The organism is Micromonospora sp. NPDC049047 (assembly GCF_040649135.1).
Classification (GTDB): Bacteria; Actinomycetota; Actinomycetes; order Mycobacteriales; family Micromonosporaceae; genus Micromonospora.
This window is the reverse complement of the sequence record NZ_JBEZEY010000007.1, coordinates 269,012-291,475: the sequence shown is the minus strand read 5'-3', so window position 1 is coordinate 291,475 and position 22,464 is coordinate 269,012. Positions and strand designations below refer to the sequence as shown.

Genomic DNA, 22,464 nt, shown 5'->3' with positions numbered 1-22,464 from the left:
TCATCGAGTACGGGCGGGAGAGGCGTATCGTTCGCCCCGATGGCCGACAACATTGCCCGGGTGTTCGCCGACGCGATCGCGACCGACCCGACCCGACCGCTGCTCACCTGGTACGACGACTCCACGGGCGACCGCACCGAACTCTCCGGCGCGACAGTGGCGAACTGGGTGGCGAAGACCGCCAACCTTCTCGTCGACGAGGTCGGCCTCGCCCCGGGCACCCCGGCCGGCGTGCTGCTCCCCCCGCACTGGCAGACCGCCGCCGTCCTGCTGGGCTGCTGGTCGGCCAAGGTGACCGTCATCGACACACCGGGCGAGGTCGACGTGCTCTTCGCCGCCGCCGACCGGCTCGACGAGGCACAGTCCTGGTCCGCCGACGAGCGGTACGCCCTGGGCCTCGCCCCGCTCGCCGCCCCGCTGCGGCAGGTGCCGCCCGGCTTCGTCGACTACGTGGTCGAGGTACGCGGGCACGGCGACCACTTCACCCCGCAGCCCGGCCCTGGCCAGGCGGACGCGCATCTGCTGGCCCGCGCCGAGGCGCGCGCCGCGGAGCTGGGCATCGAGCAAGGCGCAAGGGTCCTCGTCGACGCCGACCGCTACCCCGACCCGGTCGACTGGCTGCTGGCGCCGCTGACCCGGGCCGCGACTGTGGTCCTGTGCGCCAACCCGGACCCGACCCGCCTGGCCACCCGGCTGACCAGCGAAAAAGTCACCCACCCCCTCCCCTAACCCCGCACCCCCCTGACCCCCCGGCCCTCCCGCCCCCGCCCGCGTCGATCATGGAGTCATGGTGGGCGAATGGCGGCGAAATGCACCTTTTATGGGGCACCACCACTCCATGATCGACGCCAGGGAGGGTGGGGCGCGGGGGGGGGTTGGGGTTGGGGTTGGGGTTAGGGGCGGGGGCGGGACTGGGCCAGGGCGGCGAACGCGTTGAGCGAATCCGGGTTCACCAGCGCGCCCTTGGCCGCTGCCTGGTCGACCGGGGTGCCGGTGAGGATCTTCTTGACCGGCACCTCGAGCTTCTTCGCCGAGAGGGTGCGGGGCACGGCGCGTACCTGGTGGATCTCGTCGGGCACGTGCCGGGGTGAGAGCGCGGTGCGCAGCTCGCGGCAGATCTTCTTGCGCAGCCCGTCGTCAAGAGTCAGGCCGTCGGCCAGGACCACGAAGAGCAGCAGTTCACCCGCGCCACCCTCGTCGTCCTCCAGGTGCACCACCACCGAGTCGACGACCTCGTCGAGGCCCTCGACCACCGAGTAGAACTCTGCGGTGCCGAGCCGGACCCCGCCACGGTTGAGGGTGGCGTCGGAGCGCCCGGTGATCACGCAGCCGCCCCGGGAGTTGATGGTGATCCAGTCACCGTGCCGCCAGACGCCCGGGTAGACGGAGAAGTACGCCTCGGCGTAACGGGTGCCGTCCGGGTCGTTCCAGAAGCCCACCGGCATGCTCGGCATCGGCTCGGTGATCACCAGCTCGCCCAACTCGCCGAGCACCGGGGTGCCGTCTGCCGAGCGGGCCTCCACCTTGGCGCCCAACGCGCGGCAGGCGATCTCGCCGGCGTACACCGGCAGCAGCGGCACCCCGCCGACGAAGCCCGTGCACACGTCGGTGCCGCCCGAGAGCGACTGGAGCTGCACCTGGTCGCTGACGGTCTCGTACACCCATCCGAAGCCCTCGGCGGGCAGCGGCGCACCTGTGGAACCGACGCCGCGCAGCGCAGACAGGTCGGCGACCTCGCGGGGCACCACGCCGGCCTTGCGGCAGGCCAGCAGGAACGGGGCGGAGGTGCCGAAGTACGTGGTGCCGGTCTCGGCCGCCAGCCGCCACAGCGCGCCGAGGTCGGGCTCGGCCGGCCGGCCGGGCTCCGCCCGGACCCCCGGGTTTCCGTCGAAGAGCACGATGGCCGCGCCCACCGCCGGCCCGGAGACCAGGAAGTTCCACATCATCCAGCCGGTGGTGGTGAACCAGAAGAACCGGTCGGCCGGGCCGAGGTCGTGGTGCAGGGCGAGCATCTTCAGGTGTTCCAGCAGGATGCCGCCGTGGCCGTGCACGATCGGCTTCGGCAGGCCTGTGGTGCCCGAGGAGTAGAGCACGTACAGCGGATGGTCGAACGGCACCGGCGTGAACGTCGACGGCTCGTCGGTGGGCGCGGCCAGCTCCGCCCAGCCCAGCGCGCCCTCGGGCGCGCGGCCCGCCGGGTCGAGGTAGCCGATGCTCACCGTGTGGCGCAGCGACGGCAGGGCCGCCCGGATCGCGGCGACCTCGGCGCGGCGGTCCACCGGCTTGTCGCCGTAGCGGTAGCCGTCCACGGCGACCAGCACTGTCGGTTCGATCTGCTGCCACCGGTCGGTGACGCTGCGGGTGCCGAACTCGGGCGCGCAGGACGAGAAGATGGCCCCCAGGCTGGCGGTGGCCAGCAGCAGGACGTACGTCTCGGGAATGTTGGGCGCGTACGCCGCCACCCGGTCCCCGGCGGTGACGCCGAGCCGGCGCAGACCGGCCGACACCCGGCGGACCTGCTCGCGCAACTCCCCGGCGGTGAGGGTGACCGGCTCCCGGGTCTGACCGTGCGCGATGACCACGGGGTCCTCGTCGGCGCGGCCCGGCATCCGCAGCACGTTCTCGGCGTAGTTGAGGGTGGCGCCCGGGAACCAGCCCGCCCCGGGCATCCCCCGCTCGGTCAGGGTGACGGTCGGCGGGGTGTGCGCGATCACCTCGAAGTGGTCCCAGATCGAGCGCCAGAACGCGTCCAGGTCGGTGACCGACCACCGCCACAGCGCGTCGTAGTCGGCGAAGTCCAGCCCGCGGTGCTCTCGCAGCCAGCGCAGGTAGTCGCCGATCCGGGACCGCTCCAGCACGTCCGCCGGCGGCGCCCACAGCACGTCACCCACTGCTCCACCCTCCCCTGGCCCCGCACGACACTGTGAATGGGCCGTGGCGCCATCTTGCCCTACCCCAAAGCGCCATTCTGCGCACCGGGTACGCCTGTCGACGCGTGCCCGGCCCACACTCCAGCCCACCCAGCCATGTGGTTCAGCCCGCCCGGTGCGCCTGGATGGCCCGCCGACGGGCCAGTCGGTGCGCACGGCGGATCTCCGCCTCCTTGAACCGACGCTCGTCCTCCGGCGTCTCCGGCAGCACCGGACGCACAGTGCGCGGCGCACCGCCGACGTCCACCCCGACGAAGACCAGGTACGCCGTGGCCACCCGTACCGGCGCGTCCTCGGCCGAGTCCCACCGCTCCGCGACCACCCGCACGCCCACCTCCATCGACGTCTGCCCGGTCCAGTTCACCTGGGCGTGCGCGTGCACCAGGTCACCGACCCGGACGGCCTCGGAGAAGACGATCTCGTCGATCGCCGCGGTTACCGCCGTGCCGCCGCTGTGCCGGGCGGCGGCGGCGCCCGCCACGTCGTCGACGAACTTCATCAGGACCCCGCCGTGGACGGTTCCGTAGAGGTTCACGTCCACCGCAGTCATGATCTTGCTGAGGGTGACGCGGGAGTACGACGTCGGCTTGCCGGTCGGAGCGGCGGAGAGGTGCTCGGTCATGCCGGAAACGGTACGGTGCGCGGATGCGACATCTCTGGAGCTTCCTCGCCGGGTTGGTGGTGGCACCCATCACGTGGGCGCTTGTCACACTCGGGCAGGACGGGTCGAGCCGGACGGTCGACCGCTGGGTGGAGATCGGCACCTTCAACACCGCCAACCTGATCGAACCGGCCGTGTACCTCGGCGTCGGCGGTGTCCTGCTCGGGCTTCTCGGCACACTGCGCTTCTCACCGGCCGGCCCGGTGGTGGCCGGGTTACTGCTTGTCACACCGTACGTCGGGATGTTCGTGGCGCCGTTCGAGGTGCGCGACGCGATCCCGCACGACTGGAAGGTGTTCGGTGACCCACTGCCGCTGCGGCTGCCGGTGGAGAACGGCACGCTCTTCCTGATCGGCCTGCTGCTGCTCATGGCGACGTTCAGCGGTCAACGCTGGCGGCAGTGGCCGCAGGCCGCGACCGCGCCGGCCGTGACACCGGCGTCGGCGGACGGCCCGCGCGGCGACGACTTCACCCTCACCGACTGGCCGTCCCCCGCGCCGGCGGAGCGCGACACCGCACCGCTCACTCTCGGTTACCCGGCCGAGCCAACACCTACCGATCCGTTGCCGCGCCGGGTGGGCGGCGAATCGCCGTGGTCCGCCCCGCCGCGCGGCCAGTCCCGCCCCGAGGACACCACCGAAATCCGTTGATCGTCGGGCGGGCCGGGCAACCGGCCCGCCCGACCAGACCCACTGCGCGAGTCGCGCTGGTCACGGTGGCGGCTCAGGAACCGCCAACGAGGAGCAGCGCCCGCCCGTCCACGTTCGCCACCTGCCCGGCTCCGAGCCGGGACAGGGGCTGGTTCCAGTGCACATGGCCACAGACCGTCAGGGCCGGTGGGCGCCGTTCCAGCAGGCGCCGCACCGCAGCGTTCCCCAACTGTCCGGGCTCGTCGCCGGATGGCCCCTCGTGCAGGACGAGGACGTCCACGGGCGGCGTCCCGGTCAACTCGGCGATCGCGGCGAGGAATGCCCGCTCGCTCCGTCGCCCCGGCCGGTCCGGCCCGCCGGTCACCCCGCCGACCCCGCCGAACAGCACTCCGCCCGCGGTGAACCGGTCGCCGTCCAGCAGTCGGACCGCAGGCCCCATGCCGGCCACCTCGGCGGCGTCGATCTCGTCGTGGTTGCCCGCCACCCCGACGACAAAGGGGCACCCGGCGGCGGCGAAGGCGAGCCAGACGTCGGTGACGTCCCCGGAGACCCCCCGGCGGTCCGCGCCCGGCGCCGAGTAGAGGTCACCGGCCAGCAGCACACCGACCTCGGTCGGCGGCGGCAGCAGGCCCACCTCCGCCCACACCGTCAGATAGTCGGCCAGGGCCACCCCGAGCAGCACCGGGTCACCCCCGAAGGGCGGACTGGCGACCCCCTGGAGGTCGCCGGCCACCAGCACCGCACGACAGCCGGCGGGCAGCCGGTCGACGGTGATCCGGTCGACAGGCAGTTGGGCAGCCTCGATCCCCCCGCCCGCCCTGGCCTGGCGGTACGCCACCGAGGTGAGGCGTTCCGGCCGGCTGCTCAGTCCATACACGTCGTACACGCCTGCCATGATGGCCTCCTCCCACTGTGCCGCGTCGGCCAGAACCACACTCGAATGCAGTGCGCCGGCGCATCTCGGAGCGGTGGCGGCAGTGGCCGCGCCCGGGGCCACCGAGCTGGCCACGGCACCGGCGTCCGGGCCGGGCAACCGGCCCGCCCGCCACTTTTCTAGTGCAGGGCGACCGCTAGGTCCGGGTCTACCGCGAGGCCGGCGCGGGGCACGACGAGGAGCATGACGATCAGCGCGGCGGCCATGCCACCCGCGATGACGATCGCCATCGGTACGCTCCCGGTGCCGAACAGGCCCGCCAGTGGTGCCGAGAGCGCGCCGACCCCGAACTGCACTGCGCCGAGCAGCGCCGCGGCGGTGCCAGCGGCCGCACTGTGCCGGCTCATGGCCAGCGCCGGAGCGTTCGGCAGGGCCAGGCCCGCCGCGGCCAGGACCAGCCACAGTGACGCGAGCAGGGTGCCCAGGCCACCGAAGCTGGTCGCCGCGAACATGACAAGCAGCAGCCCGGCCGCCGTTCCCGCGATGAGCGCGCTGACCAGGATCTGCTGCGGGGTGTAGCGGCGCAACAGCCGGACGTTGAACTGGGTGGCCCCGATCAGGCCGACGGCACCGGCCCCGAAGGCCAGACCGAACTGCTGCTCGTCGAGGCCGTACTCCCGTTGCAGCACGAACGACGACCCCGCGACGTACGCGAACAGGGCCGCCATCGCCAGCCCGGCAACCAGCACCAGCCCGACGAACGCCCGGTCGTTGAGCAGCCCCCGGTAGTCGCGCACTGTGGCACCGACCCCGCCGTGCCGCCGACGCGCGACCGGGAGGGTCTCCGGGAGCCGGAGCGCGGCCACGACGATCAGCAACGCGCCCAACACCGCAAGCGCCGCGAAGACGCCCCGCCAGTCGGTCCAGCTCAGCAGGGCGCTGCCCAGGGTGGGCGCGAGAATGGGCGCCAGGCCCATGACGAGCATCAACCGAGAGAAGATCCGGGCGAACGAGGCGCCACTGAACAGGTCGCGCACGACGGCGGTGGCGACCACTGTGGCGGCCGCGACACCCAGCCCCTGGAGGACCCGCAGCACACCGAGCACTTCGATGTTCGGCGCGAAGACGCACAGCACGGATGCCACGATGTGCGCGGCCAGCCCGGCCAGCAGCGGCACCCGCCGTCCGACCACATCGGAGAGCGGGCCGATGAGCAACTGGCCCAGCGCGAGGCCGACGAGGGTGCCGGTCAGTGTCAACTGCACCGCGGTTTCGGTGGTCTGCATCCCTGCCGTGATGGCGGGCAGCGCCGGCAGGTACATGTCGATGGTCAACGGCCCGATGGCGATCAGCGCACCCAGCACGAGGACGAGTTGCACCCGCTGACGGTTGGTCATCAGGTCACCGGGCAGCACCTCCCCGGACGGGCCCGGGCCTGCCGTGCGGGTGCCCGGTCCGGTCTGGTCCACCAACTGCTTCATCATCTCGATCTCTCTGCGGAAGCTCGTGCGTCGTCACGGGGTCGGCGGGGCGTGCCCGGTGCCCGACGTGGGGCAACCAGAGCGTGACGAGGCAGGGGTCGTGGTGAGGGCTGGTCGGGGCGATCACCCGATGGTGATCCTGTCGCTCGCCAACACCCGGAACCCGTAAGTCGTTCCCGCTGTGGGAGGCGTCACGCCGCGCCGGCTCGCTCCGGACGTGGCGGGCGGCCGGCAGCCCGCCCGCCCACGCCCGACGGGCGTACGGCAATGCCGGTGTGCGGGGTGAGCCCCGCCCACGTCTGCTGGGACGAGCACCTGTGACCGGGTCAGCCGGCCCGCTGGTTCTCCAACTCGAGGACGGCGTGCAGGTGACTGCGGCCGGGCACACCGAGCTTGCGGTACGCCTGGGTGAGGTGCTGCTCGACAGTGCTTATCGTCACGAAGAGCTCGTTGGCGATGAGCCGGTTGGTGCGACCGAGTGCCGCGAGCCGCACGACCCGACGCTCGGCGTCGCTGAGCCGCCCGATCGGGTACAGCATGTCGCAGTCCGGGTGCGACTCCGCGGTGCGTTGCTGCGGGATGAGGCCGGCCAGGTTCTCGCCGCCGGGCGCCGCCGGCCCTCGGGCGTCGCCCAGGTCCAGTGCGGCGGCCAGTTCATGGGCCGCCTGGAAGTCGGAGAGCGCCTCCTGCCGGCGCCCGGTGGCCAGGCAGAACCGGCCGCGGGCGGAAAGGTAGCGCCAGCCGAGGGTCGACCGGAGCATCGCCGTCGGCACCGGGATGCCGACGAACTCGGCGGCGTCCTCGGGCCAGCGCGACTCGAGCGCGACGTTGATGAGCGTGGTGAGCGGTGCCCCGATCGCCACGCCCCAGGCGCGCGGTGGCATCAGCACGAGCGCGTTCTGCGCGTGCAGCCGCGCCTCGGCCGGAGCGCCCATCCGGAACGCGACCTCGGCCCGGATCGCGGCGGCCACCGCCCGCCAGGTTGGTGCCTGGATGAGCCAGTCTCCCTTCTCGATCACCTCGTGCACGGCGTCGAGCGGGCCGCTGGAGATGAACAACGCGCCGAGGGCGCCCAGCGTCCGGCCCATCAGGTGGTTGTCGAGGCGTTGGGCGAGCAGGAATTCGCGCAGGCCCGAGATCGTCTCCTCGCCGGCGGGCGAGGAGACCGGGACCGGGTCGATCGTTCCCGAGCCCAGCCGCGCGGCCAGGCTGGGGAAGACGCGCTGAACCGAGCCGGAGAGGTTCTGCAGCGCACGGGCCAGTTGCTCGTCGGAGTTGTCGGCGAGCTGCAGCCCCTCCATCAGGGTGATCGTGTCGTCGGTGCGGCCCTGCCAGAGCAGATGGTCGGCGACCTTGACGCCCTCGCGCCAGCCCAACTGCCCGGCACGGGCGGCGGCCAGCACCTCGTCGAGGTGGCGGGCGGCGACCGCCGGGTTGATCCACCACTCGGTGGACATCAGCGCGAACTGGGTGGTGGCCCGTTGGCCGACGTCGTCGCAGCGGTCGAACGCGAGGTGCAGGTAGTTCTGTGCGAGTTCGAGATCCTCGTCGGCCAGCGCCTGCTCGGCTGCCTCGTGCATGAGTGGGATGGCCCAGGAGTCGTACATCTGGTCGGCCGAGGCGAGGTGGGGTGCGACGACGGCGGCAGCCGCGGAGTGCTGGTGCAGCAGGGTGGCTGCCCTGCTGTGCAGCTCGCAGCGAACCTCCCGGCTCAGGCTGCTGAGCACCGCGGTGCGCGCCTGCGGGTGGCGGAACCGGAGCCGGTGCACGACGCCGGCGTTCTCCAGTGTGCCGAGGGCCCGGCCGACGACGTCGTTGGGGCAGCCGAGCAGTCGGGGCAGGATCGCCTCGCTGTCGGGATTGTCGAGCAGCGCGACCGCGTGGGCCACCTGGATGGTTTCGGCGTCGAGGCGACACAGGCAGCCGAGCACCGCCCGGGCGAACTCGTCGGCGGCGTACAACTCGTACGGCCGGGAGGGGCCGGAACGGCAGTCCTCGATGAGGGCGTTGACCAGCAGCGGGTTGCCTCCGGTAGCGGCCCGCACCGCGCAGGCGAGGCTGGGCGCGACCGGGCCGTCGAGCCGCTCGGCCAACAGTTCGCCCACCTCCAGCAGGGAGAGCATCTGAATGACGATCCGCTCGCCACTGCCGCGAAGCACGTCGGCATGGATGAGCGGGTGCAGGGGCTGCAGGCCGCGACAGTTGGTCATCACCAGCAGGATCTGGGCGGCGGTGAGCCGGCGTGTGAGGTAGGCCAGGCAGCGCAGCGAGGCGAAGTCCGCATGGTGGACATCGTCGATGAGGATGACGACCGGCTTGCTCTCGGCGGTCCGGAACAGGACGCGGCCGACGCCTTCGATGGCGGCGCCCACCCGGGCGTCGGAGACGAGCCGGTCGTCCGGCCCGTCGGGCCGGGCAGCGCCGGCCAGACCGGCCTCATCAAGCAGACGCGCGAACTCGGCCCGCCGCCGTGGCACCCGCAGAACGTCCGCGAGCTGGCGGAACACTCCCAGTGGCACACCCCCCTGGGCCCGGGAGGCGACCGCTCGCAGCACTGTCGCGCCACGGTCGCGGGCATGCGCAGCGAGAGCGTCGAGGAGTGCCGTCTTACCGCTGCCGACGTCCCCCTCGACGACGACCGCCGCTCCGGCCTCCCTGGTGCCGTCATACACCGCGATCAGCTTTTCCAGACACGCAACATTGACTTTCACATCACTCAACTGTTCGCCCCCGTACGGACTGATGTGGGTCTTCTGTTATACGAGTTTATGGAGTTGTGTCTCCATTCAATTCAAGCAATGCTGATAGTCGCGACGTAATTACTCTCCGCATTAACGGCACCACCATACCACGGGGGCAGATCCAAGACAAGCCGCTTGCCACAGCTGCGCGAACGAGTGAAATGCCTGGTGAGGAAAGGCCAACTAACGTACTAAATTCGCCCCAATCAATTCCGAAATTTGTGGTTAGTTCCCGCTACGGGCCGGGCCGGGGACGGATATCAGACAAGTTTTCTTCCAGAATGTGGAAGTCCCTGCGGTACCAGACCAGCGGCTTCCCAGGACCGGACATACGCACCTCGGTCGGCGTACCGACCAGCAGGTCGTGGTCACCCACCGGCACCAGATGGGTGGGCCGGCAGCGCAGCAGAAGGTGGGCGTCGGCCAGGCACGGCAGCATCGAGCCGGGCCAGCGGACGAAGCCGCCCTCGGCGAACCGGTCCAGGCCCCGGGCGGCGAAACGGGTGGCCACCGCCCGGTGCCGATCGGAGAGCACGTTGACGACGAACTCCGGCGCCACCGCGAGGGCGCGGTAGCAACTGGAGGCGTGCGCGACACCGACCGTGATCAATGGGGGATCGAGAGAGACGGACGTCACAGAACTGGCGGTGAAGCCCCAGCGGCGGCCGGTGTGGTCGCTGAAGGTAACGACCGTGATCGGGGCGGCCAGCAGGGCCATCGCGTCGCGGAACGTCTGGCCGTCCACAGACGGTGCGACCAACTGCTCCGCGACGCCCTCGGCTGACATGAGTGCTCCCTTCAGCTGACCGGCGCGGCCTTGGCGGCCTCGCGCCCCTGGGCGGAAAAGTCGTCCCGGTTGGTAGCCAACCACTGCTGGGAGGCCTGCAGACCGCTCAGCGCACCGGTGAAGTGCGGCGCCACGTAGCGGGCGAACAGGTCGAAGCTGTGCAGCACCTGCTCCCGTGACGCCCAGTCGTGGGTGTTGATCAACAGCGTGCCGAAGCCACCGGTCTCCGCGTAGAGATGGTGGATGCCCTCGATGACGTCGTCGACCGAGCCGATGATGACGGTCTTCTGATCCTGACACTCGTCGACCTCGCAGCCCATGGTGAGCACGGCCGGAGCGCCGATCGTCTCCCGCACGTACTCCTGGTACCAGCGGGTCATGCCCGGACGAACCTGGTTCAGCGCCTCCTCCCGGGTCTCCGCGACGTGCACGCAGATGGCAACCCGCCAGTTGGCGCGGTCCACTGTCTTGTTGTACTTGGTCGCCTCGTCCTCGGTGGCCAGCCAGAGGCCGTCGAGCGGGGCGTCCGGCACCCCGGGGCGGCCGGCGAAGGTGAGCGCGCCGACGCCGTAGCGACCGGCCAGCCGCATCCCCCGCTCTGAACCCGGGCTGGCCACGGCGATGTCCAGAGCCGGCCGGCGGTACGGGCGGAGCTGGATGGCCGCGTCGCGCAGCTCGAACCAGTCGGTCTTGCAGTTGACCGGCTCGGTGCCCTCGAGCAGTTGGACGACGGCCTGCAACGACTCGGCCATCATCCGCCGCTGGTCCCCCGCGGCGATGCCCATCATGTACGCGTCGGCCGGGTTGATGCCGGCGCCCACCCCGAGCATCGCCCGACCCCGGCTCAGGTGGTCCAGCAGCATGATCCGCTCGGCAACCATCAGCGGGTGGTGGTAGGGCAGGCTCACCACGCCGGTGCCGAGCTTGATCTGGCGGGTCCGGGCCGCCGCGTTGGCCAGGAAGAGCTCGGGCGACGAGATCGGCGACCAGCCCCCGGAGTGGTGCTCGCCCACCCAGATCTCTTCGTAGCCCAGGGTGTCGAGCCACTCCACGAGTTCCATGTCGCGGCTCAGTGCGCCGGTCGGGTCCTCACCGAGCCGGTGGAAGGGTGCCATGAACGCGCCGAACTTGAGTTGCATGAGAGTTCCTCTCGTTGTGGCGGTTGACGGACTGGTCAACCGCGCGTCAGGGCCGGGCACAGGTGGGTAGCGAGAACCTCAAGGTGAGGTGTCTGCATCACGGAGTAGTGGTCGCCCGGGAGATCCGTGAGCGTGGAACCGGGCGAACAGAGGTCGAGCCACCGGCCGGCGGTCTCGACCGTCGCGCCGCCGGCCGCCCGCAGGAACAACACCGGGCCGTCGTACGGACGGGGTGAGTGCTCGATCAGCGCCCGCGAGTTGCGCCGGAACCGATCGGCGATCTGGCCGAGCGCGTCGCGGTCGACGTCGTCCTCCAGCACGCCCGCCGCCCGTCCGGCGGTGAGCAGCGTGCCCAGCGGGTCGGCGGTTTCGAAGAGGTCGGCGTCGGGCGTCCAGTCGGTGCCGGCGAGCCCGGCCAGATCGCGGGCGAGCCAGGCGTACAGGTCGGCCTCGGCCACCGTCTCGGCGGCGGGACCGGGCGGCTCGATCAGGTCGATGACCGCGACCAGGCCGACCGTACGTCCGGCCTCCCGCAGCAGGGCCGCCACCTCGAGCGCGAGCACGCCGCCCATCGACCACCCTCCGATATGGACGGGACCCTCGGGAACCGCCTGCCGGACCACGTCGGCGTAGTGCGCGGCAAGCGCGGGCACCGACGACAGCGGTGACGGCACGTCCGGGACCTGCAGCCCGAACAACGGCTGGTCGTCCGGGAGCAGCCGGGCCAGGTCGGCGTAGCAGAGCACGTCGCCGCCCACCGGGTGGATCAGGAACAGGGGTGTACGCGCCCCGCCCTGCCGGATCGGCACCAACGCGATCCGCTCCGCGTCCCCCTCCGTCTCGCGCAGCACCCGGGCCAGGTCACGGATCGTCGGGTGCGCGAACAGGGCCGAAAGCGGCAACCGCCGGCCGAGTCGGCTGCGCACCTGGGCCATCATCCGGACCGCGAGCAGCGAGTTGCCGCCCAGGTCGAAGAAGCCGGCCAGGACGCTGATCTCGGGCACGTCGAAGAACCCGCGCCAGATCTCCGCCAGGCACGCCTCCAGGTCGTCGGCCGGCGCCACGACCTGGCCCTCGAACCCGGCCTCGTCCGGTGCCGGCAACGCGGACCGGTCGACCTTGCCGTTGGCGCTCAACGGCAGGTCGTCCAGGACGAGGATGCGTGGCGGCACCATGTACCCGGGCAGGCTCTCCCGCAGCACCGCTTGCAGATGCTCCTCGTCGAGCCCGGCACCGGCTGGCACCACGTACCCGATCAGTCGCTTGTTCTCCCGCTCGCCGGCGGCGGTGACCGCCGCCGCGGCGACCTCCGGCAGCCGCAGCAACGCCGCCTCGATCTCGCCGAGCTCGATCCGGTAGCCCTGCACCTTTACCTGGAAGTCCTCCCGGCCGAGGAATTCGATGTCGCCGCTCGGCAGGTAGCGGCCCAGGTCACCGGTGCGGTACAGCCGCTCGCCGGTGGCCGGGTGCCGGCGGAAGCTCGCCCGGGTCTTCGACTCGTCGTTCAGGTAGCCGCGGGCCAGGCCGGCGCCGGCGATGTAGAGCTGCCCGGCGACAAGTGTCGGGCACGGCTGCATCGCCTCGTTCAGCACGTGGAAGCGCTGGTTGCGCATCGGCTTGCCGTACGGGACCGACGTCCAGGACGGGTCGACCTCGTCGATCGGATAGAGGATCGACCAGATCGCCGCCTCGGTCGCCCCGCCCAGGCTCCACACCTGCGCCTCGGGCAGCAGCTCGCGGATCCGCTCCGGCAGGGTCACCGGGATCCAGTCACCACTCATCATCACCACCCGCAGCGGCCAGTCGGCCCCGCTGCCGGCGGCGAACTCGGTGAACATCTGCATGAGGGTGGGCACGCTGTTCCAGATGGTCACCCGGTGCGTGGTCACCAACTCGGCCCACCGCGCCGGCTCCCGGTGCGCCGACGGCTCCGGCAGCACTATCGCGCCACCGACCGCCAGCAGGCCGAAGATGTCGTAGACGGAGAGGTCGAAGTTGAGCGCGGACAACGCGAGAACCCGGTCGTCGCCGGTCACCGCATACCGCTCGTTGATGTCCGCGATGGTGTTCAGCGCGGCGGCGTGCTCGATCATCACGCCCTTGGGCAGGCCGGTCGAGCCCGAGGTGAAGATGACGTAGGCGAGATCGTCGGGAGCGGTCGCCGGCGACGGTGCCTCGGCCGGGAAGTCGGCCACCCGGGCACCGTCCACCGCCAGCACCGTGACCCCGTCCGGCCACCGCGCCTCGGCCTCGACCCAGGACTGGGTCAGCACGCAGTCGATGCCGGCCGACTCGATGAGCAGCCGCAGCCGCTCCGCCGGGACACCCGCGTCGATCGGCACGTAGGCGGCCCCCGCCTGCAACGTGCCGAGCACCGCCGCGACCTGTTCCCAGCCCTTCTCCATGACGACGCCGACCAGGCGACCCGCGCCGGCGCCGGCGCCCTGCGCACGCAGCCAGTTCGCCAGACGGTTCGCCAGCTCACCCAGCTCGCCGTAGGTGAACTCACGTCCGGCGGTGATGACCGCGGTGCGTCCGGGCGCGGTGCGCACCTGCTCGAGGAAACCGTCCTGGAGGAGACCGACCGGCCGCGGTCCGGCGGTGTCGTTCGCCAGCCGCTGCACCTCCAGGTCCGTCTCCGGCGTCAGCACGGCCGCCGGGCGACGCCAGGCGACGTCGTCCGCAGCCAGCTCGCGCACCAGTCCGAGGTACGCGGCGAACATCGCGTCGATCAGGCCGGGTGGGAAGAGCGCGTCGACCGAGTCCCAGTTGAGGACCACACCGCCGGCTTCCTCGATGACCTGGTGGTCGAGCCAGACCTGTGGGGTACGCACCGACGTCCAGCGCTCGACGCCGTCCTCGCCCATCTGCATGATCGGGTGGGTGAGGCCGGTGGCCGCCCCCGGATTCTCCCGCGCACCGAAGTTGACGGTGCTGGCGAAGACGACAGGGAAGGTCACCGGGTGTGCGCCACCACGGGCGCGGTGGAGTTCCCGCAGGACCCGGACGCCGCTCACGTGGCTGTGCTCGAGGTCGCTCCAGAGCTGCTTCTGCAACCTGTCGACCCGCGCCTCGAAACTGTCGGTCGCTGTCGCGTCGACTTCGAGCAGCGTCGTCGAGGTGAAGTTGCCGACCACCTTGGACACGTCCGGGTGCAACGGAACCCGGTTGAAGAAGAGCACGTTGAGGGTGAACCGGCTGGACTTGCTCCACCCGGCGAGGACCTGGGCGTACGCGTTGCACAGGGCGGCGGAGGGGGTGACGCCCGCCGCCGCGGCGTACTCCTTGAAACGCGCCCATTCCGCGGCGGTGAGGCCACCGGAGCGGTGGGTGAACTCGGGCCGTTCGATGGCGTCGGGTGCGACGGCGAGCGGCAGCTCCGGAGCCGGTGGCAGGGTCGGCACCCGGTCCAGCCAGTAGTCGAGCGAGTCACGGAACTGCGGGCCGTCCTCCAGGGCCCGTGCCGCCAGGACGTAGTCGCGGAATCGCACGCCGATCGGCGGCAGCGCCTCGACCCCGTCCCGGTACGCGGTCGCCCACTCGGAGAACACCACCGAGGTGCTCCAGGCGTCCGCGATCAGTGCGTCCATCCCCAGGTGCAGGCGGATCCGGTCGGGGGCGAGCACTGTCGCCCGGATGTCGAACATGGGCCAGGTCCCGGCGTCGAGCACCTGGTACTTCATCGCGTCGTGCACCTCGGCCAGGTGGGCCGTGCGCGTCCGCTCGTCGGCGCCGGCCAGGTCGGTGATCGCGATCCGGTAGGTCGGGACATCGGCCAGCACCCGCTGCCAGCCCTCCGGCGTGACGACCGCGCGGAGCATGTCGTGCCGCGCGATCATCGCGTTCCAGGCGTCCTCGATCCGGGCCAGGTCGGTGCCGGTCAGGTCGACCTCCAGGTAGAAGTACGTGGAGATCCGCCCCAGCGCGAAGGCGTCGGAGCGACCGACCAGGTACGCCTGTTGCAGGTCGGTGAGCGGAAACGCGTCGTACCGGGCCTCGTCGTCGGCGACCAGCGCGGGCAGTTGGGCCGACGGCGCGGGCTGGTCCGTGGTCGTGACCGGCTCGCCGAGCATGGGCAGCACGAGGTCGCCCAGCTTGGCGATGCTGCTGCCGTCGAGGAACGCGACGAGCGGAAGGGCGAGGCCCAGCTCCGCCGAGAGCGACTCCTTGACCTCCAGCGCCATCAGCGAGTCGAGGCCCAGCTGGGACAGCGGCTCGTGGACGTCGAGATCGTCGGGGACGGCGCGCAGGGCACCGGCCACGGACCGGCGCAGGATCGACAGCAGCACGGCCGGCCGGTCCGCCGGGGCGGCGGTCGCGAACTCGGCGGCGCCGGTGCGGGCCGGCACGGGAGCCGCGCGGTGCGGCTCGGCCGCCGGACGATGAGCCCCCTCGCGCAGCATGGCACCACGCCCGGCTCGCTTGGCCAGTACGCCGCTCGCGTCGACAACTATCCGCCCGGCCGCGTCCTCCAGTCGGACCCGGGCCACCAGTGTCGACTCGGGGTCCGTCTCCGGCAGCAGGGTGGCGCGACAGTAGAGCGGCCCGGCGGCCCCGCCGTGGAATTCGAACCGGTCGATGCCGACCAGGGCGTACGCCGCGTCGGCCGGCGCCTCCGCCGGCAGGCAGGCGAACAGCACCTGGAACATGGCGTCGACCAGACCCGGGTGCAGCAGGTAGGCATCCGCCTCGCCGTCCCGGGGGGCGCGCATCTGGGCGATGGCCTCGGATCCGCCGTGCCAGATCCGCTCGATCCAGCGGGCGGACGGGCCGAGGTAGAGCTTGCGTCGCCACAGCCGCTGGTAGAAGTCGTCGCCGGACAGTTCGCCGCCGAGCCCCGACCGTACGTCCTCCCGGTACGCCTCGCCGTCGGCCGGGCTCGCCAGGGTCTCGTCGGCACGGACCCGCCCCTGCGCGTGCAGCACCCACGACGAGCCGTCAGCGGCGTAGTAGCGGTACCCGCCGTCGCGCTCCAGCAGCAGTTGGGTGGCGGTCGGGGTGTCGTGATCGAGGACGAGGCCCTGCAGGACGAGCGTTCCCTCCGCGACAAGCGCCCCGGCACCCCCGCCGGTCTGCCGGACGGCGGCGAAGGCGCTCTCCAGGTAGACGCCGATGTTGACCACCGGGAGGCCGTCCATCACGCAGTCGCCGAGGCAGCTGTGGTCGGCGATGGCGAGCCGCCCGGCGAACTGGGCGACGTCCAGCGGCGACGGCACGCGCGGCCCCAGCAGCCCGGTGCCGGGCTGACCGCTGCCCAGCGGTGGAGTCCCGGCGGGTGTCGCACTGCGCGAGAACCAGTAGCGGGTCCGCTGGAACGGATAGGTCGGCAGGGTGACCTTGCGGCGCCCCCGCCCGGCGTCGAAGGACGCCCAGTCGATGTCGCAACCCGCGACGAAGAGGCCGGCCAGGCTCTCGGTAAGCACCGCCCAGTCGTCGTGGCGCGGACGCAGTGACGGCAGCAGCCGGACCTGTCGATCCATCGTCATCCGGCGGGTGAGCCCGAGCAGCGTCGGTGCCGGGCCGATCTCGACGAAGGTGTCGTAGCCGTCGTCGAGCAGTGCGGTGATCCCCGCGGCGAACTCCACCGGGCGACGGATGTGGTCACGCCAGTAGGCCGCGTCGATCTGCTCCACCGGCCGACCGGTCACGTTGGAGACCAGTGTCAACCGGGGGTGGGCGTACCCGACAGTGGCCGCCTCCTCCTCGAACCGGTCGAGGACCGGGTCCATCAGCGGCGAGTGGAAGGCCCGACCGGTGTTCAGCGGCCGGGTCCGTACGCCCTGCTCGGCGAGCGCGGTGAGCAGCTCAGCAAGCGCCGGCCCACTGCCGGAGACCACGAAGTTCTCCGGACCGTTCACCGCTGCCACGCAGAGTCGGTCGGCGTACGGCGCGAGGGCGGCGTCGACGACCTCGCGCGCGGCGAAGACCGCGGCCATCGCGCCGGGCTCGGTCAGCTCCGCCATGAAGGCACCCCGACGCACCGCCAGCCGCAGGCCGTCGGCAAGCGGCAGAACCCCTGCCACACAGGCCGCTACCAGCTCACCCAGGCTGTGCCCGAGCACCGCCGAGGGACGTACACCCCAGGACGTCCAGAGCTGGGCGAGGCCGTACTCGACGGCGAACAGCAGCGGCTGGGCGTACTCGGTCTGGTGCACCAACTCCTCGTCGGCAAGCAGTTCGTCGAGCGGCCGGCCGAGCAGCGGACGCAGAATCTCGTCGCACTCGTCGAGGCTGGCCCGGAAGACCGGCTCGGTGCGGGACAGCTCAGCGGCCATCGCCGCGTACTGGGAGCCCTGGCCGGTGAAGAGGAACGCGACACGTGGGCGGGTGCCGGACGGGACGTGCCCGTCGACGCGGCGGGGGTCGCGCAGCCGCCGGCTGATCTCGCCCGGCGTGCTGCCGCTGACCGCGGCCCGGTACGGCAGCCGGGCACGTCCGTTCGCCGCCGTGTGGCAGAGGTCGGCCAGTTCCTGCGGTGCGGCGTCGGCCAGCCGGGCGGTGTACGCCTCGGTCAGCTCGGCCAGGGCCGCCGGCGTCTTGGCCGAGAGCACGAGCACGTGCGAGCCGCGGTCCGGCCCGGCCGGCTCGACTGTCACCGGTGGCGCCTCCTCGATGACGACGTGCGCGTTGGTGCCGCTGGCGCCGAAGGAACTGACACCGCCGACCCGGGGACGCGGCCCGGCCGGCCACGCGGTCACCTCGGTCGGGATGGTCACGCCCAGCTCGTCGAGGTCGATCTCCGGGTTGACCTCGGACAGGTTCAGGTGCGGCGGGATCTCGGCGTGGCGCAGCGCGAGCACCACCTTCATCAGGCCGGCGATGCCCGCGGCCGGCTCCAGGTGACCGATGTTGGTCTTGAGGGAGCCGACCTGCAGCGGACCGGCCGCGCCCCGATCGCCGAGCACTGCGGAGAGCGCGCGCAGCTCGATCGGGTCGCCGAGCGGAGTGCCGGTGCCGTGCGCCTCGACATAGCCGATCTGGCTCGGCTCGACACCGGCCGACCGCACGGCCCGCCGGATGACGTCCTGCTGCGCCTTCGGGTTGGGCACCGTCGGGCCGCTGCTACGGCCGTCCTGGTTGACCGCTGAGCCACGGATCACAGCCTTGATCGGGTCGCCGGCGGCGAGCGCGTCGCTCAGCCGCTTCAGCACGATGACGCCGCAGCCCTCGCCGCGCGCGTACCCGTTGGCCTTCTTGTCGAAGGTCTTGCACACCCCGTCCGGCGCGAGCGCGCCGGTCTTGCTGAGCACCACGAAAACCTCTGGTGACAGCAGCACGTTGACGCCGCCGGCCAGCGCCATCGAGCACTCCCCCGACCGCAGCGCCTGCACGGCCAGGTGCACGCCGACGAGCGAGGAGGAGCACGAGGTGTCGACCGACAGGCTCGGCCCGTTCAACCCGAGCCAGTACGAGATCCGCCCGGCCGCGAACGTCGAGGCGTTGCTCGTCGCGTAGTGCGCCTCCAGCTCGGCCGGCGCGACCTGCTGCATCTCGACCTGACAGTAGTCGTAGTTGGTGATGCCCAGGTAGACGCCGGTCTCCGTGCCGGCGAGCCGGTCCGGAGCCTGGCCGGCGTCCTCGAAAGCGGACCAGCTGACCTCCAGGAGCAGGCGCTGCTGCGGGTCGAGCCACGGCGCCTCGCGCGGGGAGACCCCGAAGAACGCGGCGTCGAAGGACGCGACGTCGTCCAGGAAGGCGCCGCGCCGGGTGTAGCTGGTCCCCGGGCGCCGACCGGTCGGGTCGTGGAAGGCGTCGACGTCCCACCGGTCGTCCGGCACGTCTCTGACGCCGTCGCCGCCGCTGCGCAGGAACTGCCAGAACTGCTCCGGATCGCGCACGTCGGACGGCATCCGGCAGGCCATCCCGATGATGGCGATCGGCTCGGTGGCGGCCTGCCGGGCGGACTCCAGCTCGGCCCGCAGTCGGCGGATCTCCCGTACCGAGCGGCCCAGAACCTGGTGCCGTTCGTCGGTCACATCGGTCATCACTCGCTCCCTCTGGCCTGCTGCGCGGTGCGGATCTCGTCACCGAGGAGCTCGATGAGCTCACGCTCGGTCATCTCGTCGATGGCCTGCTCGCTGGCGTCGTCCGGCGGCGACACGTGCACGGGGGCGCCGACGGTCGGTTCGCCGAGCAGGCCGGTGAGGTGGTCGGTGAGGGCATCGACTGTGGGGTGCTCGAACATCACCGGGGTCCCGAGGCGCAGCCGGAAGCGCGCCTCCAACTGCCGTCGCACCTTGATCGCCATCAGCGAGTCCATGCCGAGCTGGAAGAACCCGGCCTCGCCGTCGATGCGCCCCGGGTCGAACGCCAGGACCTCGGCGACCGCCTCGACCACCGCCCGCCGGACGACCTCGTGGCGCTCGAACGGATCGGTGGGCAGGTCCGCCGCCGGCTGGTGGTCCGGCTCCGGCTTCGACGGCCCCGCTTCGACAACGGCGGCGCCGTCCTCGACGGGACCGGTGAAGAACATCGCTGTCACGTCGCGCAGTGGGAACCGTTCACGCTGCCAGGCGTACGCCGGCAGCGGCACCGACCGCGCGTCGGGTGCGACAGGCAGCGCGATCGACGAACCCCGGGCGAACATCGTGGCCAGGCCGAGCGGCACGGACTCCGCCTCGGGCACCTCGCGGTGCATCGAGGCGATGCCGGACCCCACCCGCCCGGCCTCCTCGAATGCCTGCTCGACAGCGTTCAGCAGCATCGGGTGCGGGCTGATCTCGACGACCGTGTCGTGCCCGGCGGCGACCAGACCGTTCAGGGCGTCCCAGAAGAGCACCGGCTCGCGCAGGTTGCGGTACCAGTAGTCGACGTCGAGGTCGGTGCCGTCGCCGACCTTGCCGGTGACAGTGGAGTAGATCGGGATCCGGGCCGCCCGGGGCCGCACCCCGGCGAGCCGCTCCAGGAATTCGGCACGCAGCGGCTCGACCCGGGGGCCGTGACCGGCGACCGAGTTGGGCATCGCCCGGCAGAAGACGTTGCGGGCGCGCAGCTCGTCGGCGATCTGCTCGAGCACCGGCGTCTCGCCGGACAGCACCGTCGAGCGCGGACTGTTGCTGACGGCCACGCCGACCCGGTCGCGGCGCCCGTCCAGCAGTGCGTCCGCCTCGTCGATCGACAGGCCGACGACAAGCAGCGAACCAGCCCCGCGCAGCCGGTCGAGCAGTTCGGCCCGGACGCAGATGATCCGGGCCGCGTCGGTGAGCGACAGGGCACCGGCGACGTACGCCGCGGTGATCTCCCCGGTGCTGTGTCCGAGCATCACCCCCGGTTCGACGCCGTGGGCCCTCCACCGCGCGGCCAGGGCGACGCCGAGGGCGAACAACGCCGGCTGGATCACTGTGACGTCGTCGGGCAGCTCCCGGAGGTCGGGGCGGTGGACCTCGGCGAGCACCGACCTGCCGAGCATCGACGCGAGCACCTCGTCGCACTCGGTGGCGGCGGCCCGGAAGTCCGGGCAGTCGCGCATCAGGTCGCGACCCATGCCGGGCCGCTGCGTGCCGTGACCGGCGAACGCGAACACCGGTCCGAGTGGAGCCTGGGCACTGGCCCGGCCGGTCACCACACCCGGGGCCTGCCCGGCGTCGAGCCACTCCGTCAGCCGGTCGGCGGCCTGCTCACGGCTCCCCGCCACCACCGCGAGCCGGTGCGGGTGCCGGGTCCGCCGGGTGGCCGCGGTGTACGCCACGTCACCGAACCGCCGGTCATCCGTCCACGGCGCGGTCAGCGCGTCCCGGTAGGCGGTGGTGAGCGCGGTGAGCGCCTCGGGGGTGTGCGCGGAGATCGGCAGCACCATCGGCCGTTCCTCGGGTGCCCGCGCCGGCCGGGACTCGGCGGGCGGCACCGGCCCGAGGATGACGTGGGCGTTGGTGCCACCCGCGCCGAACGCGCTGACCGCGGCGTACCTGTGGTCGTCGGCGACCTCCCAAGGCTGCGGCTCGGTCGGGATGAAGAACCGACTGCCGTTCAGGTCGATGTGGGGATTGAGGACCTGCAGGTGCAGGTTCGGCGCGACTGCCCGGCCGTGGATGCTCAGCACCGCCTTGAGCACACCGGCCAGGCCGGCCCCGGCCTCCACGTGGCCGATGTTCGACTTGATCGAGCCCAGTGCGCACGGCGGCCCGTCCCGGTCGCCGTACACCTCGCGCAGCGCCTCGGTCTCGATCGGGTCGCCGAGCGCCGTGCCGGTGCCGTGCGCCTCGATCAACGTCACCCGGGCCGGGTCGAGCCGGGCGTTACGCAACGCCTGCGTGATGACCTCACGCTGACTCTTACCGTTCGGCGCGGTGATCCCGTTGGTGAGGCCGTCCTGGTTGACAGCGCTGCCCCGCAGCACCGCCCAGATCCGGTCGCCCGCCGCGAGCGCGTCGGACACCCGCTTGACCACCAGGACTGTCACGCCCTCGCTGCGCACGTACCCGTCGGCGCGGGAGTCGAAGGTCTTGCACCGGCCGTCCTGGGCGAGCGCGCCGAGTTTGGCGAAGCCGAGCGTGGTGGTCGGCGAGAACATCAGGTTCAGACCGCCGACCACTGCGGAGTCACACTCCCCGGCCCGCAGCGACTGGGCCGCCAGATGCAACGCGACCAGGGCCGACGAGCAGGCGGTGTCCACCGTCATGCTGGGTCCGCGCAGGTCGTACAGGTAGGAGAGCCGGTTCGGGATGAGCGAGTTGGCGCCGCCGGCCGAGGTGTAGGTGCTGATCTGCGCCGGGTCCCGCAGCTGGAGCTGGAGGAAGTCGCCGGCGTTGGCCCCGACGAACACGCCGGTCGGGCTGCCCCGGAGCTGGTCGCGGGTGATGCCGGCGTCTTCGATTGCCTCCCAGGCGACCTCGAGGAAGAGCCGCTGCTGCGGATCCATGTCCTGCACCTCGCGGGGCGAGATGCCGAAGAAGTACGGGTCGAACTCGTCCACCCGGGACAGGAAGCCGCCGTGTCGTGCGGTCATCCGCCCCGGCGTCTTCGGGTCCGGGTCGTAGAACGCGTCGGTGCTCCAGCGCGAGGCGGGCACCTCGGTGACCGCGTCCACCTTCGAGTTGAGCAGGTGCCAGAGGGCTTCCGGCGAGTCGACGTCCCCGGGCAGCCGGCAGGACATGCCGACAATGGCGATCTCCTCACGCCGGGACCGCTCCAGGTCGTCGATCTTCCGGCGCAGGTCGCGCAACGTGGTCAGGGCGGCCTTGAGTTGCTCGTCGGAGCTCATC

General features: G+C 71.8%; 11 protein-coding genes. 2 read left to right on the top strand and 9 right to left on the bottom strand.

Annotation, left to right across the window (positions count from 1 at the left end; genetic code table 11):
* Positions 1 to 39 precede the first annotated feature (39 nt).
* The gene (locus AB0B86_RS14575) at positions 40 to 729 is read left to right on the top strand and encodes a TIGR03089 family protein (protein ID WP_357403379.1); all 690 of its coding nucleotides are present in this window, start codon (positions 40 to 42) and stop codon (positions 727 to 729) included.
* Between the two features lie 164 nt (positions 730 to 893).
* Here the strand turns inward: AB0B86_RS14575 and AB0B86_RS14570 are convergent, their stop codons facing one another.
* Positions 894 to 2,891, bottom strand: coding sequence for an acetoacetate--CoA ligase (locus AB0B86_RS14570; protein ID WP_357418106.1), 1,998 nt, complete (start codon positions 2,889 to 2,891; stop codon positions 894 to 896).
* Positions 2,892 to 3,033: 142 nt separating this feature from the next.
* A complete protein-coding gene (locus AB0B86_RS14565) occupies positions 3,034 to 3,552 on the bottom strand; it encodes a hotdog domain-containing protein (RefSeq protein WP_234584049.1) in 519 nt (172 codons plus the stop codon).
* Positions 3,553 to 3,575: 23 nt separating this feature from the next.
* Between AB0B86_RS14565 and AB0B86_RS14560 the strand changes: the two genes are divergently transcribed.
* On the top strand, positions 3,576 to 4,241 hold the full coding sequence (locus AB0B86_RS14560; RefSeq protein ID WP_357403383.1) for a hypothetical protein: 666 nt from the start codon (positions 3,576 to 3,578) through the stop codon (positions 4,239 to 4,241).
* Between the two features lie 73 nt (positions 4,242 to 4,314).
* Here the strand turns inward: AB0B86_RS14560 and AB0B86_RS14555 are convergent, their stop codons facing one another.
* From AB0B86_RS14555 to AB0B86_RS14525, 7 genes are all read right to left on the bottom strand, one after another.
* Complete coding sequence (locus tag AB0B86_RS14555) at positions 4,315 to 5,136, bottom strand: metallophosphoesterase (protein ID WP_357403385.1); 822 nt, start codon at positions 5,134 to 5,136, stop codon at positions 4,315 to 4,317.
* Positions 5,137 to 5,294: 158 nt separating this feature from the next.
* Positions 5,295 to 6,512, bottom strand: a complete 1,218-nt coding sequence (locus tag AB0B86_RS14550; RefSeq protein WP_357403747.1) for a multidrug effflux MFS transporter — start codon at positions 6,510 to 6,512, stop codon at positions 5,295 to 5,297.
* 410 nt (positions 6,513 to 6,922) lie between these two features.
* Positions 6,923 to 9,307: an AAA family ATPase gene (locus AB0B86_RS14545; protein ID WP_357403387.1), complete on the bottom strand. Its 2,385-nt coding sequence runs from the start codon at positions 9,305 to 9,307 to the stop codon at positions 6,923 to 6,925.
* Positions 9,308 to 9,572: 265 nt separating this feature from the next.
* Positions 9,573 to 10,124: a flavin reductase family protein gene (locus AB0B86_RS14540; RefSeq protein WP_357403388.1), complete on the bottom strand. Its 552-nt coding sequence runs from the start codon at positions 10,122 to 10,124 to the stop codon at positions 9,573 to 9,575.
* An 11-nt stretch (positions 10,125 to 10,135) separates the two neighbouring features.
* The gene (locus tag AB0B86_RS14535) at positions 10,136 to 11,263 is read right to left on the bottom strand and encodes an LLM class flavin-dependent oxidoreductase (RefSeq protein ID WP_357403390.1); all 1,128 of its coding nucleotides are present in this window, start codon (positions 11,261 to 11,263) and stop codon (positions 10,136 to 10,138) included.
* Between the two features lie 35 nt (positions 11,264 to 11,298).
* The gene (locus tag AB0B86_RS14530) at positions 11,299 to 19,248 is read right to left on the bottom strand and encodes an amino acid adenylation domain-containing protein (protein WP_357418103.1); all 7,950 of its coding nucleotides are present in this window, start codon (positions 19,246 to 19,248) and stop codon (positions 11,299 to 11,301) included.
* On the bottom strand, positions 19,248 to 22,463 hold the full coding sequence (locus AB0B86_RS14525) for a beta-ketoacyl synthase N-terminal-like domain-containing protein (RefSeq protein WP_357403395.1): 3,216 nt from the start codon (positions 22,461 to 22,463) through the stop codon (positions 19,248 to 19,250). Before AB0B86_RS14525 ends, AB0B86_RS14530 begins: the two co-directional genes overlap by 1 nt.
* Between the last annotated feature and the right edge of the window lies 1 nt (position 22,464).